General features: G+C 71.7%; 12 protein-coding genes. 6 read left to right on the forward strand and 6 right to left on the reverse strand.

Annotated features, from left to right (window positions below; all coding sequences use genetic code 11):
- Window positions 1-212 precede the first annotated feature (212 nt).
- Window positions 213-2,039, forward strand: coding sequence for a phosphoenolpyruvate carboxykinase (GTP) (locus ACIQTO_RS07820; protein ID WP_402384363.1), 1,827 nt, complete (start codon window positions 213-215; stop codon window positions 2,037-2,039).
- A 163-nt stretch (window positions 2,040-2,202) separates the two neighbouring features.
- Here the strand turns inward: ACIQTO_RS07820 and ACIQTO_RS07825 are convergent, their stop codons facing one another.
- From ACIQTO_RS07825 to ACIQTO_RS07835, 3 genes are all read right to left on the reverse strand, one after another.
- Window positions 2,203-2,772 carry an RICIN domain-containing protein gene (locus ACIQTO_RS07825; protein WP_402384366.1) on the reverse strand — a complete coding sequence of 190 codons (570 nt, stop codon included), beginning with the start codon at window positions 2,770-2,772 and terminating at the stop codon, window positions 2,203-2,205.
- 281 nt (window positions 2,773-3,053) lie between these two features.
- Window positions 3,054-4,268 carry a pyridoxal phosphate-dependent aminotransferase gene (locus ACIQTO_RS07830; RefSeq protein ID WP_380577439.1) on the reverse strand — a complete coding sequence of 405 codons (1,215 nt, stop codon included), beginning with the start codon at window positions 4,266-4,268 and terminating at the stop codon, window positions 3,054-3,056.
- Window positions 4,269-4,368: 100 nt separating this feature from the next.
- Window positions 4,369-5,118 carry a hypothetical protein gene (locus ACIQTO_RS07835; protein ID WP_402384370.1) on the reverse strand — a complete coding sequence of 250 codons (750 nt, stop codon included), beginning with the start codon at window positions 5,116-5,118 and terminating at the stop codon, window positions 4,369-4,371.
- A 129-nt stretch (window positions 5,119-5,247) separates the two neighbouring features.
- On the opposite strand from ACIQTO_RS07835, the gene ACIQTO_RS07840 reads away from it, so the two are divergent.
- Window positions 5,248-5,961 (forward strand): prepilin peptidase, encoded by a 714-nt coding sequence (locus tag ACIQTO_RS07840; RefSeq protein ID WP_402384373.1) that lies wholly within the window; start codon window positions 5,248-5,250, stop codon window positions 5,959-5,961.
- Between the two features lie 124 nt (window positions 5,962-6,085).
- Here the strand turns inward: ACIQTO_RS07840 and ACIQTO_RS07845 are convergent, their stop codons facing one another.
- Window positions 6,086-7,678 carry a chitinase gene (locus ACIQTO_RS07845; RefSeq protein WP_402384375.1) on the reverse strand — a complete coding sequence of 531 codons (1,593 nt, stop codon included), beginning with the start codon at window positions 7,676-7,678 and terminating at the stop codon, window positions 6,086-6,088.
- A gap of 405 nt (window positions 7,679-8,083) precedes the next feature.
- On the opposite strand from ACIQTO_RS07845, the gene ACIQTO_RS07850 reads away from it, so the two are divergent.
- The 4 genes from ACIQTO_RS07850 to ACIQTO_RS07865 all read left to right on the forward strand — a co-directional run bounded on the left by ACIQTO_RS07850 (window position 8,084) and on the right by ACIQTO_RS07865 (window position 13,577).
- Window positions 8,084-8,878 (forward strand): isoprenyl transferase, encoded by a 795-nt coding sequence (locus ACIQTO_RS07850; RefSeq protein ID WP_402384377.1) that lies wholly within the window; start codon window positions 8,084-8,086, stop codon window positions 8,876-8,878.
- A 225-nt stretch (window positions 8,879-9,103) separates the two neighbouring features.
- Window positions 9,104-10,438: a PhoH family protein gene (locus ACIQTO_RS07855; protein ID WP_380577444.1), complete on the forward strand. Its 1,335-nt coding sequence runs from the start codon at window positions 9,104-9,106 to the stop codon at window positions 10,436-10,438.
- 431 nt (window positions 10,439-10,869) lie between these two features.
- Window positions 10,870-11,628 (forward strand): transglycosylase SLT domain-containing protein, encoded by a 759-nt coding sequence (locus ACIQTO_RS07860; protein WP_402384380.1) that lies wholly within the window; start codon window positions 10,870-10,872, stop codon window positions 11,626-11,628.
- Window positions 11,629-12,110: 482 nt separating this feature from the next.
- Window positions 12,111-13,577 (forward strand): AI-2E family transporter, encoded by a 1,467-nt coding sequence (locus ACIQTO_RS07865; RefSeq protein WP_402384383.1) that lies wholly within the window; start codon window positions 12,111-12,113, stop codon window positions 13,575-13,577.
- Between the two features lie 84 nt (window positions 13,578-13,661).
- Here the strand turns inward: ACIQTO_RS07865 and ACIQTO_RS07870 are convergent, their stop codons facing one another.
- Together ACIQTO_RS07870 and ACIQTO_RS07875 are read right to left on the reverse strand one after the other, a co-directional pair.
- Window positions 13,662-14,204 carry an alkyl hydroperoxide reductase gene (locus ACIQTO_RS07870; protein ID WP_402384385.1) on the reverse strand — a complete coding sequence of 181 codons (543 nt, stop codon included), beginning with the start codon at window positions 14,202-14,204 and terminating at the stop codon, window positions 13,662-13,664.
- Window positions 14,205-14,209: 5 nt separating this feature from the next.
- Window positions 14,210-14,761 (reverse strand): peroxiredoxin, encoded by a 552-nt coding sequence (locus ACIQTO_RS07875; protein ID WP_380577449.1) that lies wholly within the window; start codon window positions 14,759-14,761, stop codon window positions 14,210-14,212.
- Window positions 14,762-14,806 lie beyond the last annotated feature (45 nt).

Here is a 14,806-nt window from a genome sequence, read left to right on the forward strand (position 1 = left end):
GACGTTTTGGAGTATTCGGGGGTCGACCGCGAGGGGTGCTGGTCGGCCGGAGGCGACTGATTACCACCAAGTAACCGGACTGAATGTAGTAAAAGATGAGTCAACTTCACCGTTGCGCCGTATTCGACGCCGGAGACCGGAGCTACGCTGCAAGCACCCTCAAACCCCCGCTACGCCGTCTCCGTGCCGAGATGGCGTGAAACGGAGCGATCGTGTCGTACGAGAACCTCGCTCTCAGCGCATCCGCGCCCACCCGTCACAAGCGCCTGCTGGCCTGGGTGAGCGAGATCGCGGAGCTCACCCAGCCGGCCCGCATCGAGTGGTGTGACGGGTCCGAGGAGGAGTACCAGCGCCTCGCGGACCTGCTGGTCGCTCAGGGCACCTTCAGGAAGCTCGACGAGAAGAAGCGCCCCAACTCCTACTACGCCGCCTCGGACCCCACGGACGTGGCGCGCGTCGAGGACCGCACCTACATCTGCTCCGAGCAGGAGAAGGACGCCGGTCCGACCAACAACTGGAAGGCCCCCGCCGAGATGCGGGAGGTCTTCCAGGGCGAGAGCGGTCTCTTCCGCGGCGCGATGAAGGGCCGCACGATGTACGTCGTGCCGTTCTCCATGGGTCCGGTCGGCTCCCCGCTGGCCGCGTACGGCGTCGAGATCACCGACTCCGCCTACGTCGCCGTGTCGATGCGGGTGATGACCCGCATGGGCCGGGCCGTGCTGGACCAGCTCGGCGAGGACGGCGACTTCGTCAAGGCCGTGCACACCGTCGGCGCTCCGCTCGCCGAGGGCGAGGCGGACGTGGCGTGGCCGTGCAACAGCACCAAGTACATCTCGCACTTCCCGGAGAGCCGGGAGATCTGGTCCTTCGGTTCGGGCTACGGCGGCAACGCCCTGCTCGGCAAGAAGTGCTACGCGCTGCGCATCGCCTCGACCATGGCCCGCGACGAGGGCTGGCTGGCCGAGCACATGCTCATCCTCAAGCTCACCCCGCCGAACGGCGAGGCCACGTACGCCGCGGCGGCCTTCCCGTCCGCGTGCGGCAAGACCAACCTCGCCATGCTCCAGCCGACGATCCCGGGCTGGAAGGTCGAGACGATCGGCGACGACATCGCCTGGATGCGCTTCGGCGCGGACGGCCGGCTCTACGCGATCAACCCCGAGGCCGGCTTCTTCGGTGTCGCCCCCGGCACCGGCGTGGACACCAACGCCAACGCGATCGAGACCCTCTGGGGCAACACGGTCTTCACCAACGTCGCGCTCACCGACGACGGCGACGTCTGGTGGGAGGGCCTCACCGACGAGCCGCCGGCCCACCTGACCGACTGGCGCGGCAACGACTGGACGCCGGAGTCCGGCACCCCGGCCGCCCACCCGAACGCCCGCTTCGCCGTGCCGGCCGCCCAGTGCCCGACCATCGCGCCCGAGTGGGAGGACCCGGCGGGTGTGCCGATCTCGGCCATCCTGTTCGGCGGCCGCCGCGCCACCGCCGTCCCGCTGGTGACGGAGTCCTTCGACTGGCAGCACGGTGTCTTCCTGGGTGCGAACATCGCCTCCGAGAAGACCGCCGCCGCCGAGGGCACCGTCGGTGAGCTGCGCCGCGACCCGTTCGCGATGCTGCCCTTCTGCGGCTACAACATGGGTGACTACTTCGCCCACTGGCTGAAGGTCGGCGCCCAGGCGGACGCCGCCAAGCTGCCGAAGATCTACTACGTGAACTGGTTCCGCAAGAACGGCGAGGGCAAGTTCGTCTGGCCCGGCTACGGCGAGAACAGCCGGGTGCTCAAGTGGATCGTCGAGCGCCTGCAGGGCACCGGCGAGGGCGTCGAGACCCCGATCGGTGTGCTGCCGACCGTCGAGGGCTTCGACCTGGACGGCCTGGACCTTTCCGAGGCCGACCGGGAGCTGCTGTTCACCGTGGACGCCGACATCTGGCGCCAGGAGGCCGCACTCGTCCCGGCCCACCTGGAGCTCTTCGGCTCCCACACGCCCACCGAGCTGTGGGACGAGTACCGAGACCTGGTCGCCCGCCTCGGCTGAGCCTGAGCCTCAGCCCGGCGAGTAGTGGTGGGTGCGTGGCACGAATCGCGCACCGACCGAGCGACAGGACGGCCGGAGCCCCGCCGGACGATCTTTCCCCGACCAAGGAGATCGTCCGGACCGGGACTCCGGCCGTAGCTTTTCCCGCCGCCTCCGGAGCCGGTCAGATGGCCTTGGCGTTGACGATGGTCCAGTACTTGTTCCAGCCCTGGCCCCCGCTCCACTGCCGGACCGGCGCGCCGTTGTCCATCCGGTAGTCGGCGACCTCCAGGTAGCTCATGGAGTACCAGTTCAAGAAACCGACCTCCTTCGGGCCGGTCTGGACGTTCCCGGCCGCGCCCATCTCCCAGGCCTGGTTGTCCCCGCCGGTGCAGTCCCACTGGCGGGCCGGGGCGCCGTCGTCCCGGCGCCAGTCGGCGATCTCCAGGCACTTGCCGGAGTCGCGGTTGCGCAGGAAGTACGCGGCCTTGCGCGGCACCTGGACGAATTCCCAGAGCTGGTTGGCGCCGCCGGTGCAGTCCCACTGCTGGGCGGGGGCGCCCGCGTCGGTGCGCCAGCCGCCGATCTCCAGGCACTTGCCGCTCTGGGAGTTGACCAGCGGGCTGTACTTGGGCATCTGCAGACCCGAGGCGGCGGCGGCCGGAGTGGCCGGCACGGCGGCGAGGAGCGCGACGGCCGCGCCGGAGAGCGCGGCGGCGGTCCGCAGGCGCGAGCCGGTGGTACGGGAGGTCATGGCGGGTCGGTCCCCTTGGTCCGGAGCGGTCGGGGGAGGCGGTCACGGCGGGGCCGCGGCACCGAGCACGGCGCCGCACGGTGACCCATGCCGCCGCGCGGTTCCCCCCGGCCCGCGGGAGGATCTCCCGCGGCCGCCGGCTCAACGCCGCATGCTACCCACGGCCCCGTGGCCCGGACGAGGGGGTCTCCCGACCGGGCCGGGACGAGGGGGTTTCCCGGCCGGTACCCGGACGGACCGGCCCCGGCGCCCTCCCGGGGACGACGCCGGCCGGCCGGCGGTCACGGCTGGGTGTAGCCGCCGAGGAAGTCGCCGATCCGGGTGACGGCGTCGGTGATCTCCTCGGCCCGGGGCAGGGTGACCAGGCGGAAGTGGTCCGGCTCGGGCCAGTTGAAGCCGGTGCCCTGGACCAGCAGGATGCGCTCGGCGCGCAGCAGGTCCAGCACCATCTGGGCGTCGTCCTTGATCTTGTAGACCTTCGGATCCAGCCGGGGGAACGCGTAGAGCGCGCCCTTCGGCTTGACGCAGCTGACGCCCGGGATCTCGTTGAGCAGCCGGTACGCGGCGTCCCGGGACTCCAGCAGCCGGCCGCCGGGGAGGATCAGGTCCTTGATCGACTGCCGGCCACCGAGCGCCGCGGCCACCGCGTGCTGGGCCGGCATGTTGGCGCACAGGCGCATCGAGGCGAGGACGGTGAGGCCCTCGATGTAGCTGCGGGCGCGGTGCCGGTCGCCGGAGAGCACCATCCAGCCGGAGCGGAAGCCCGCCACCCGGTACGCCTTGGAGAGCCCGTTGAAGGTGACGCAGAAGAGGTCCGGCGCCAGGGTGGCCAGCGGGATGTGCTCGGCGTCGTCGTAGAGGATCTTGTCGTAGATCTCGTCCGCGTAGACCACCAGCTTGTGCCGGCGGGCGATCTCGACCAGGCCCTCCAGGACCTCGCGCGGGTAGACCGCGCCGGTCGGGTTGTTCGGGTTGATCACCACGATCGCCCTGGTCCGGTCGGTGACCTTGGCCTCGATGTCGGCGAGGTCCGGGTACCACTCGGACTGCTCGTCGCAGCGGTAGTGCACGGCGGTGCCGCCGGCCAGCGAGACGGAGGCCGTCCACAGCGGGTAGTCCGGTGCCGGGACGAGCACCTCGTCGCCGTCGTCCAGGAGGGCCGTCATCGCCAGCTGGATCAGCTCCGAGACACCGTTGCCCAGGAAGACGTCCTCGACGGTGAGGCCGTGCAGCCCGCGCTCCTCGTAGTGCATCACCACGGCCCGGCGGGCGGCGAGCAGCCCCTTGGAGTCGCCGTACCCGTGCGCCGAGGAGAGGTTGCGCAGGATGTCCTGGAGGATCTCCGGGGGCGCGTCGAAGCCGAACACGGCGGGATTGCCGGTGTTGAGCTTCAGGATGCGGTGGCCCTGCTCCTCCAGCCGCATCGCCTCGTCGAGCACCGGGCCGCGGATGTCGTAGCAGACGTTGGCGAGCTTGCTGGACTGGATGACCTGCATGCCTGCCTACTTTAGGGGTATCCCGGACCGGTCCGGCGCGTGCGTGAGGGCACGCGCCGGGCGGGTCTCCAGGGCCCCCTTCGATCGGCAGGCCGAGCTGTCAGCCGGCCTTCCAGATCAGGGGCTCGGTGTCCAGAACGCTGCCGAAGGCGAGGAACTTCGGCGGGGTGTTGGTCGGGACGAGATAGACCGCACACTGCTGCTGGGTCTGGCCGTCGGCCAGGGTGCCGGGCTTCTTGCCGGAGTCGCACTGCGGGATCGACTTCAGGATCGTCGGGGCCGGCAGGGCGCCGCCGCTGGGCGCGGTGTCCGACTTCACCTTGAACCGCATCATGAAGTACTCGTCGGTGAGCGGGGCCCCGGTGCGGTTGGTGAACGAGACGGTCACGTAGTACGGCGTCCTGCCGTCGAGGTCGGCGGGCTTGAAGTTGTACGGCGCGATCTCGGCCAGGGTGCCCTTGACCACCGAGACCGGGGTGACGTCGGCCTTGGTCTTGCCCAGGTAGCTGCCGGTGGCGGTGAGCGCCAGCGGGTTGTCGTAGCTGATCTTCCCGCTGCCGCCGCCCCCGTTGGCGCCGCCGATCGGGTTGCCGCTGGTGGCGGCGGACGGGACGGGGTTCGGCGTGCTGCCGCCGGTGCCGGCCGTGCCCGCGGTGCCGCCGGTGCCCGCGGTGCCGCCGGTGGCCGCCGGGGCCCCGGTGGCGCCCGGCGTGCTGGTGGCGGCGACGGTCGCGCCGCCGGCGCCCGCCGCGCCGGCCGGGTCCTCGTTCTCGGGCCCGCAGGCGGTCAGCAGCAGCGCCAGCGCGGCGAGCGGGACGGCAGCGCGCAGCGCGTTCTGAGTGTTGGTCACAGTGGTTCCCCGTGGATGATGTGGTCGGTGCGGCGCCGAAGTCTAATTGTGGCGCCGCAGGGGTCGGACGCCGACGGGCGCCGGACGGTTCCCGTGGACCGGCTCCGGTGGTGGACGAGAGGGGGCGCCGTGGTCGCGGCCGTGCTCGGGGCGGTGCTGGGCGGTCTGCTGGTGGCGCCCGCGCTGCGGGGTCTGGTGGTGCGTTACGCGGTGCCGGAGGACGGGCCGTGGCGCACGCGGTGCCCCGGCTGCGCGCGGGAGTTGCGCGGTCTGCGGCCCGGCGGGCGCTGCCCGGGCTGCGGGGAGCGGCTGGGGCCGGGCGCCTGGCAGGTGGAGGCGGTGACCGTCGCGGTGGCGGCGGCCGCGCTGTCGGCCACGGACCCGGCCGACGCCGTGCTGCTGCTGTGGGCGGCCGGCCCCGGGGTGGTGCTCGGCTTCACCGACGCCCGGGTGCGCCGGCTGCCGTACCCGCTGAGCTGGGCGCTGGCGGCGGGCCTGGCGGTGCTGCTGGTGGTGCTGGAGCTGGCGGCCGGCCGGCCGGGCGTGCTGCTGCGCTGTCTGCTGGTGGCGCTCGCCGCCGCCGCCCTGTTCGAACTGCCCGGCTGGTTCGGGCTGATGGGCGCGGGGGACACCGTGCTCGCGCTCGGCCTCGGCGCGTTGCTCGGCCGGTACGGCTGGTCGGCCGCCTTCACCGGGCTCTTCGCGGCGTCGGTGCTGGCCGGGCTCTGGGCGCTGGCCCGGGCGGTGGCCGCCCTGGCGCGGCGGCGGTCGGTACGCGGACTGGACCTGCCGATGGGTCCGTTCCTGCTGCTCGGGACGCTGGCGGCGGTGCTGCTGCAGTAGACCGGGCCGTGGCAGGGCCGGGCGCGCCCGGGGAACGAGCGGGGCCCGCCGTACCGGTCAGGTACGACGGGCCCCGGCGTCGGCGCGCGGGCCCCACCCTCAAGGAGCGGCGCGCCGGGGGGAGTTACGGCATCTGGTGGACGAACGGGCCGACCGTGTTGGAGAAGGCGTTCCCGTTGTTGGCGTCCCAGTTGGTGGACCAGGTCATCGCGCCGCGGATGGTGGGCCACTTGGCCGGCGGCACGAAGCTCCCGCAGTTGTTGCCGGTGGCCAGGCAGTCCAGCGCGTTGTTCACCACGGTCGGCGAGACGTAACCGCCGCCGGCCGCCTTGCTGGAGGCCGGGACACCGATGCCGACCTGGTCGGGCCGCAGGCCGCCCTGGATCTGGGTGCAGACCTGCGCGGTGATGAAGTCGATGGTGCCCTGGTTGTAGACCTTGCCGTCGCAGCCGTTCATGCCGCCCGAGTTGTAGAACTGGGTGTTGACGACGGTCAGGATGTCCTTGGTGTTCAGCGCCAGCTGGAAGTAGGCGCCGGCGGTGCTGTACATCCCGATGGTCTCGGGGGCCATCGTCAGGATGAAGTTCGGGCCGACCTTGGCCTGCAGGCTGTGCAGCGCGTTGCCGAGGTAGGTCGGGTTGACCCCGTTCTCCAGGTCGACGTCGATGCCGTCGAAGCCGTAGTCCTTGATGATCCCGTAGGCGCTGTCGGTGAACGCGGTCGCGGCCGTGGCGTCGCCGACCGCGATGGCGCCGTTCTGGCCGCCGATCGACAGGACGACCTTCTTGCCGGCCGCCTGCTTGGCCTTCACGTCGGCGCGGAACTGCGCGTCGGTGTAGCCGCCGAGGGCCTTGGAGAGCGCCGGGTCGAGGGTGAAGCTGATCGCCCCGCCCTTGGTCGGCACGGCGTCGGCGAAGGAGACCGCGATGATGTCGTAGGCGCTCTGGACGTCGCTCAGCTTCTGGACGGTCGCGCCGTTGTCGAAGTTGTGCCAGTAGCCGGTGACCGCGTGCTTCGGCAGGCCGGTGACCGGCGGGGTGGTGCTGGTCGCGGTCGCCGTGGGGGTCGGGGTGGCGGTCTGGGTCGGGGTCGCGGTCGGCGTGGGGGTGGCGGTCGCGGTCGGCGAGGCGGTGGCGGTCGGCGTGGGGGTGGCCGTCGCGGTCGGGCTCGGCGTGGTGGTACCGCCGGGGCCGCTCAGCGTGATGTCGTCCGCGAGGTAGGCGCTCTGGCCGTACCACCCGTGCACGAACAGCGTGACGCTCTTGACGTTCGCGCCGGTGGTGAAGGTGGAGGAGAGCTGGTTCCAGCTGTTCTGGTTGGACCAGCTGCTCGGGTCGGTGCCGCCGGTGCCGCGCGCACCGAGGTAGACGTACGGGCCCTGGACCCAGGCGCTCAGGGCGTAGCTGGTGTTGGGCAGCACGCTGATGGTCTGGGTGCACTCGGCGGTGTCCCCGGCGCCCGGGGTGGCCTGCAGCGCGCCGGTGCCGGAGTGGACCGGGGTGGAGACGACGCTCGCGGCGCCGGTACAGACCCAGCCGGCGGTCGAGCCCGCGTCGAAGCCGCCGTTGGAGACCAGGTTCCCGGCGGCCGCGGAGGCGCCGCCGGCGAAGAGGGCGAGACCGCTGCCGGCGAGGGCGAGTGCGGTGGCGCCGGCGGCGAGGGCCGGGAGGGTGCTGCGCCGGCGCTTGTGCGCGGGCTGGTTCAGCGTACGGGCCATGGAGGTGCGCTCCTGGGGGAGGAGCGGCCGCCGCGGTGGGGGGCGCGGCGGCCGCGTGTGGGGGAGGGGAGGTCCGCAGTACTGCCTTGGGCCGGGCGGAGGTTGGTGTTCGTTCCGCCCTGGGTCAAAAGCTGGACTAGACCATTGGTGGTCGTCAAGCATTGAACCGTCGGCTTACGGATTCCTTAAGGAACCGGATACCGTTCCGTATCCGGAGCCCCGGGGGACACCGGGCGTTCGCGCGGGTGCCTTCCGGCCACTCCTGCCACGCCGCCCGCGACAGTCTCCGCACAGGACTGTGACCGGACCGCTACCTGCGGCTTTACCCACTGCCTCCGTGCCGGAGTAGGCTGCGCCGGGGGTCGTGACGTACCCCGGTGAATGAGTACGGAGGGGCCGAAAACCATGGGTCTGCGCGATGTCGTCGAACGCACGCCGGGTCTGCGCACCCTGCTGGACGGTATGTACGGCCTCTACGGTCGCCGGGTCGAGGTCCACCTCGCCCGCACCCCCCACCACATCGGCGTGATCCTCGACGGCAACCGCCGCTGGGCGAAGGCGACCGGCGGCTCGACCGCCTACGGCCACCAGCGCGGCGCCGACAAGATCAGCGAGTTCCTGGGCTGGTGCGACGAGACCCACGTCAAGGTCGTCACGCTCTGGATGCTCTCCACCGACAACCTCTCCCGGCCGGCCGACGAGCTGGTCCCGCTGCTCGGGATCATCGAGGACGCCGTCACCGGCCTGGCCGCCGCCCGCCGCTGGAGGGTCAACCCGGTCGGCGCGCTGGACCTGCTCCCGCAGCACACCGCGGACGTGCTCAAGCGGGCCGCCGAGGAGACCGCCGGGATCGACGGGATCACGGTGAACGTCGCCGTCGGGTACGGCGGCCGGCACGAGATCGCCGACGCCGTCCGCTCCCTGCTGCAGGAACACGCCGGCCGCGGCACCTCGATCGAGGAACTGGCCGAAATCCTCGACGTCGAGCACATCGCCGAGCACCTCTACACCAAGGGCCAGCCCGACCCGGACCTCGTCATCCGCACCTCGGGCGAGCAGCGGCTGTCCGGCTTCCTGCTCTGGCAGAGCGCGCACAGCGAGTTCTACTTCTGCGAGGCCTACTGGCCCGCCTTCCGGAAGGTGGACTTCCTCCGGGCGCTGCGCGCGTACGAGGAGCGCCACCGGCGGATGGGGCTGTGACGCCCGTCGGCCCCCATCGGCCCCTGCCGACCCCCCAGTAGGGCTGGCCTACCCGGGCGCGACGCGAGGTCAAACGTTCACCGGCAATGATCCGTCAGTTCGCCGAGAACGTGAATGCACCGCCCCTCGCCTGGGAATACTCCGAGCAGACCGGCCCCGAGGCCACCGGGGCAGCGGGGGCCGGCTTGCCGCGGATGACGCAGGGTCATCCGCTCTGGAGGCCTAGTGGTCAGTTCCAAGAGCCGCCGGACGCCAGACCGGCGCACGTACGTTCTCGACACCAGTGTGCTCCTGGCGGACCCTCTCGCCATGACCCGCTTCGAGGAGCACGAGGTCGTCCTGCCGGTGGTCGTGGTCACCGAGCTGGAGGCCAAGCGGCACCATCCCGAGCTGGGCTACTTCGCCCGCCAGGCGCTGCGGTTGCTCGACGACTACCGCATCCGCTTCGGCCGGCTCGACGAGCCGATCCCGGTCGGGGAGCTCGGCGGCACCATCCGGGTCGAGCTGAACCACTCCGACCTGTCGATACTGCCGGTCGGCTACCGGGTCGCCGGTGGGGAGGCGGACAGCCGGATCCTGGCGGTCGCCCGCAACCTGCAGGCCGAGGGGTACGACGTCACGGTCGTCTCCAAGGACCTCCCGCTGCGGATCAAGGCCAGCTCGGTCGGCCTGCTCGCCGAGGAGTACCGGGCCGAGCTGGCGATCACCTCCGGGTGGACGGGCATGGCCGAGCTGCATGTCCCGGCCGACGAGGTGGACGCGCTGTTCGCGGCCGGCCACGACGCCGCGGTGGATGTCGAGGGAGCCGCCGAGCTGCCCGTCCACACCGGACTGGTGCTCAGCTCCGAGCGGGGCCGGGCGCTGGGCCGGGTCACCGGCGACGGCCGGGTCCGGCTGGTGCGCGGCGAGCGCGAGGCCTTCGGTCTGCGCGGGCGCAGCGCCGAGCAGCGGGTGGCGCTGGACCTGCTGCTCGATCCGGAGGTGGGCATCGTCTCGATGGGCGGCCGGGCCGGCACCGGGAAGTCCGCGTTGGCGCTGTGCGCCGGTCTGGAGGCGGTGCTGGAGCGGGGGCAGCATCGCAAGGTGATGGTCTTCCGGCCGCTGTACGCGGTCGGCGGCCAGGAGCTCGGCTACCTGCCGGGCTCCGAGACGGAGAAGATGAGCCCCTGGGCGCAGGCGGTCTTCGACACCCTCTCCGCCGTCACCACTCCGGACGTCATCGAGGAGATCATCTCCCGGGGCATGCTGGAGGTCCTGCCGCTGACCCACATCCGGGGGCGCTCGCTGCACGACGCCTTCGTGATCGTCGACGAGGCGCAGTCGCTGGAGCGCAACGTCCTGCTGACGGTGCTCTCCCGGATCGGCCAGGGCTCTCGGGTGGTGCTGACCCACGACGTGGCGCAGCGGGACAACCTGCGGGTCGGCCGGTACGACGGCGTGGTGGCGGTGGTGGAGAAGTTGAAGGGGCATCCGCTGTTCGCCCACATCACGCTCACCCGGTCCGAGCGGTCGCCGATCGCGGCGCTGGTCACGGAGATGCTGGAGGACATCAACCCGTGATCCCCCCGTAATGGGGTCATAGTCGGACAATACGGTCAACTCTGGGCGTGGGGCCCGCTCCTGACGGGGCGGGCCCGCGCCCCTTTCATCACATCGAGTGCTTTCCGTCCGGAGAACTCCAGTGCGGTGAATGTGAGATGCGCCACGCAACAGGGAATTGCGTCGACAGTGCCCGGTGCGGCATGGTGAGGGTTCTGTCAGGCCCCGCGTACGGCATGACAGGGCCCCCGGGAGACCGTGGGCCCGGTCCGGACGGTCCGCCAACTCCGGTGGGTGGACGCACAATTGAACACCGATGAGCCGTACGCCGCCCGATCGCAACGCCCGGTCGCCTCACCGCTTCCGGACGCCGGGTCAGTACCTCCCGTGACCAGCACCTACGGAGGGCAGCGACAAGGGGCATGTTGCGCCCGTACGGTCACGCGTGGGCGATGCTGGAAGGAAACCATGTGACTCGGATCTCGGTCCGGGGAGTCGCTGTGGCCTCCGCCACCGCCGTCACCGCAGTCGGTGCCGTCGTGGGTGTGGCCTCGGGCAGCGAGGGCAAGACGACGCAGACGGTCGATGTCGCCGGTGCGACCCTGCTTGCCGAAGTCCCCTCTGGCGCCCAGGCGCAGACCATCAGCGACAACATCGGCACGCAGGCCTCCGCCCAGCAGGCCGCCGCCGACGCGGCCGCCAAGGCCGCCGCGGAGCAGAAGGCCGCCGAGGAGGCAGCGCGCCAGCAGGCCGCCGCCGACGCGCAGGCCAAGGCTGACGCGCAGGCCAAGGCCGACGCGGAGAAGGCCGCCAAGGCCGCCGAGGACAAGCGGAAGGCCGACGAGGCCGCCGCCAACCGTTCCAAGGCGCGTTCGGCGATGGCCGCCACCGACACGGCGGCGCCGCCGGTCTCGGTCAGCCCCGGTTCGGTCCAGGAGATCGCCCAGCAGATCGTCGGCAGCGACGCGCAGTTCCAGTGCTTCAGCCAGATCGTGAAGCGCGAGAGCGGCTGGGACTACACCGCGACCAACAAGAGCTCCGGCGCGTACGGCCTGGTCCAGGCGCTGCCCGGGACCAAGATGGCCTCGGCCGGCGCCGACTGGCGCACCAACCCGGCCACCCAGATCAAGTGGGGCCTGAACTACATGAACAGCCGGTACGGCAGCCCCTGTGGCGCCTGGTCGTTCTGGCAGTCGCACCACTGGTACTAGGAACCACGGGTACCGGAAACGCGCTGCACCACCACGGCCCCCGACCGCTCTCCGCGGTCGGGGGCCGTGGTGTGCGGCGGGCCCCCCGCCGCCATGGCCGCGTGATGGGCGGGCCGCCCCGCCCGGGCTGCGCTGACCAGTGCGCTCGCGGGCGGTGCGGGCCCGGGTGCGGACGCGGGGCGCGGGAAGGGGTCCTGGTTGCCTCCCGCACCGGCCGGTCCGCCGACAGATGGCTCCGGCTCTCGTTGGGACTCCTCCCCGTTGCCCGTTGGCTGAAACCATCCGGTCCGGACCGGTTTGTCCGGATACTGACCGATCGACCGGGGCCGGTGCGGTCCCGGGCCGCGCCGTTGATCGCGGCCAACCGACCCGCCCGCCGGACTCGCGCCGCGTCGGGCGGGTAGTTTCATCCCTGACGGCCGTGGCGGGACCCACGGCGTACCGCCGGCACGGCGGACCAGCGGGGAGCGGCGGTAGCGAGGATGGCGCGGGGCGGGAAGGCCTTCAAGGCCGTGGCCAAGGGCATGGCCGTGGTGGCGAGCGCGGCCGCCGTGATCGAGCGGCGCAGGCGGGCCGCGATCGCGGCCGAGTACCACGAACCCCCGGCCGCGGTGGTGCCGGTCCCGGATCAGGCGCTGCCCCCGGCCGCGGTCACGGCGGCGGTGAAGGCCGCGGCCCCGCTGCCGGCTCCGCGCGAGGAGGTCGTCGCGCCGGCCCACGCACAGACCCACGCCGAGGCCCACGGCCGGACCCACGCCCCGGCTCCGCCGCCGGCGCCCACCCACGGGGCCTTCGGGCGGGAGCTCCACCCCGGACGGCCCGCCACCCCGGCCGAGGCGGTGCCCTGGGGCCTGCGGGTGGCCGCCGAGTCGACCTGGCGGCTGCTGCTGCTCGGCGCCGCGCTCTACGTCGTCTTCATGGTCGTCGACATGCTGCGGCTGGTGGCTTTCGCGGTGCTGGCCTCGCTGCTGATCTCCGCGTTGCTGGAGCCCACGGTCTCCTGGCTGCGCCGGCACGGCGTCCCGCGCTCGCTGGCCGCCGGCGGGGTGTTCATGAGCGGCCTGGCCGGGATCGGACTGGTCGGCTGGTTCGTGGTCTGGCAGGTCACCACCAACCTGTCCGACGTGACCAGCAAGGTCCAGGACGGTGTCGCGACCCTTCGGGACTGGCTGGTCACCGGCCCGCTGCACCTGACCGAGCAGCAGATCAAGGACTTCGCCGACCAGATCACCAAGGCGATCAGCACCAACACCGATCAGCTCACCTCGGTCGGTCTCACCGGTGCGCAGATCGCCGTCGAGGTGCTGACGACCGTCCTGCTCGCCTTCTTCACCACCTTCTTCCTGCTCTACGACGGCGAGCGGATCTGGGGCTGGGCACTGCGCGGTCTGCCCCGGCACTCCCGCTACGCGATGGCCGGCGCCGGCCCGAAGGCCTGGGCGACCCTGACCGCGTACGTCCGCGGCACCGTCTGCGTGGCCTTCATCGACGCGGTCTGCATCGGCATCGGGATCCAGCTGCTCGGCGTGCCGATGGCGCTGCCCCTCGCGGTGATCATCTTCCTGGGGGCGTTCGTGCCGCTGGTCGGCGCGCTGGTCACCGGGACGGTCGCGGTGCTGATCGCGCTCGTCACCACCTCCCCGTGGACCGCGCTGATGGTGCTGGTGGTGCTGATCGCCGTCCAGCAGCTCGAAGGCCACATCCTCCAGCCGCTGATCCTCGGTCGGGCCGTCCGCGTCCATCCGCTGGGTGTGGTGCTCGGGGTGGCCGCCGGCTCGATCATCGGCGGCATCGGCGGCGCCATCGTCGCGGTCCCGCTGATCGCGGTCACCAACACCGTGGTCGGCCACCTGCGCCGTCGCAACGAGGCCGGGCAGGCCGTGTTCACCGCGATGGAGGCCGCCCGCGAGGCGGCCGTCGCCCGGACGGCCTCGGCCACCGCCGACTAGGGCGGTGGCCCGGGGCCACCGGAACGCGCGCGGGCCCCCGTCGGACGGAAGGTCCGGCGGGGGCCCGCGTGGTGTGGCGTGGGATCAGGCGTTGACGCCGGCCAGGGCGGCCTCGGAGTCGAGGACGCCGGCCACGGCCTGCAGCACGGCGGCGATCTTCACGGAGGCCTGGATGACCTCGCGCGCGACACCGGCCTTGCTCAGCACGCCCTCGTGGGAGTCCAGGCACTGGCCGCAGCCGTTGATGGCGGAGACCGCGAAGCACCAGAGCTCGAAGTCGATCTTCTCGACGCCCGGGGTGCCGATGATGTTCATCCGCAGACCGGCCCGCATGCTGCTGTACTCCTTGTCGGAGAGCAGGTGCGTGGTCCGGTAGTAGACGTTGTTCATCCCCATGATCGCGGCCGCGCCCTTGGCGGCGTTGTACGCCTCCGGGGAGAGGTTGGCCTTGGCCTCGGGCTCCAGCTCGCGCAGCACGGCGGGGCTGCGGGTGGCCATCGCGCAGGAGAGCACGGTGCCCCAGAGCTGCTGGGCGGGGAGGTCGGAGTTGCCGATGACCGCGCTCAGGTTGAGCTTGAGGTCCTTGGCGTAGTCCGGGAGGGCGGACTTCAGGTCGTCGAGAGCCATGTCGGTCAGCCCGCCAGCAGGGCCTGGGCGTCGAGGGTGTCCTCGCCCTTGGTCCAGTTGCACGGGCACAGCTCGTCGGTCTGCAGGGCGTCCAGCACCCGCAGGACCTCCTTGGGGTTACGGCCGACGGAGCCGGCGGTCACCATGACGAACTGGATCTCGTTGTTCGGGTCGACGATGAAGACCGCGCGCTGGGCGGTGCCGTCCGCGCCCTCGACGCCACAGGCGCGCATCAGGTCGTGCTTGATGTCGGCCAGCATCGGGAAGGGCAGGTCGCGCAGGTCCTTGTGGTCCTTGCGCCACGCGTGGTGCACGAACTCGGAGTCGCCGGAGACGCCGAGGATCTGGGCGTCGCGGTCCGCGAACTCCTCGTTCAGCTTGCCGAACGCGGCGATCTCGGTCGGGCAGACGAAGGTGAAGTCCATCGGCCAGAAGAAGACGATCTTCCACTTGCCCTCGTAGGACTTGTGGTTGATCTCGGCGAAGGCGTTCGCGGCGTCCAGGTCGACGCAGGCGTTGAGTTCGAACTCGGGGAACTTGTCACCGATCGTGAGCACGTTCGCTTCTCCTGAAGTGAGATGAGGGGAGTTTGTCCCGGATTG

This window comes from Kitasatospora sp. NPDC091207, from assembly GCF_044768625.1.
Classification (GTDB): Bacteria; Actinomycetota; Actinomycetes; order Streptomycetales; family Streptomycetaceae; genus Kitasatospora.

What these genes read in the sequence shown, in the direction of transcription:
- ACIQTO_RS07825 (WP_402384366.1), bottom strand. Translation starts at nt 2,772, where the DNA reads ATGACCTCCCGTACCACCGGCTCGCGCCTGCGGACCGCCGCCGCGCTC.
- ACIQTO_RS07830 (WP_380577439.1), bottom strand. Translation starts at nt 4,268, where the DNA reads ATGCAGGTCATCCAGTCCAGCAAGCTCGCCAACGTCTGCTACGACATC.
- ACIQTO_RS07845 (WP_402384375.1), bottom strand. Translation starts at nt 7,678, where the DNA reads ATGGCCCGTACGCTGAACCAGCCCGCGCACAAGCGCCGGCGCAGCACC.
- ACIQTO_RS07850 (WP_402384377.1), top strand. Translation starts at nt 8,084, where the DNA reads ATGGGTCTGCGCGATGTCGTCGAACGCACGCCGGGTCTGCGCACCCTG.
- ACIQTO_RS07860 (WP_402384380.1), top strand. Translation starts at nt 10,870, where the DNA reads ATGCTGGAAGGAAACCATGTGACTCGGATCTCGGTCCGGGGAGTCGCT.
- ACIQTO_RS07865 (WP_402384383.1), top strand. Translation starts at nt 12,111, where the DNA reads ATGGCGCGGGGCGGGAAGGCCTTCAAGGCCGTGGCCAAGGGCATGGCC.
- ACIQTO_RS07870 (WP_402384385.1), bottom strand. Translation starts at nt 14,204, where the DNA reads ATGGCTCTCGACGACCTGAAGTCCGCCCTCCCGGACTACGCCAAGGAC.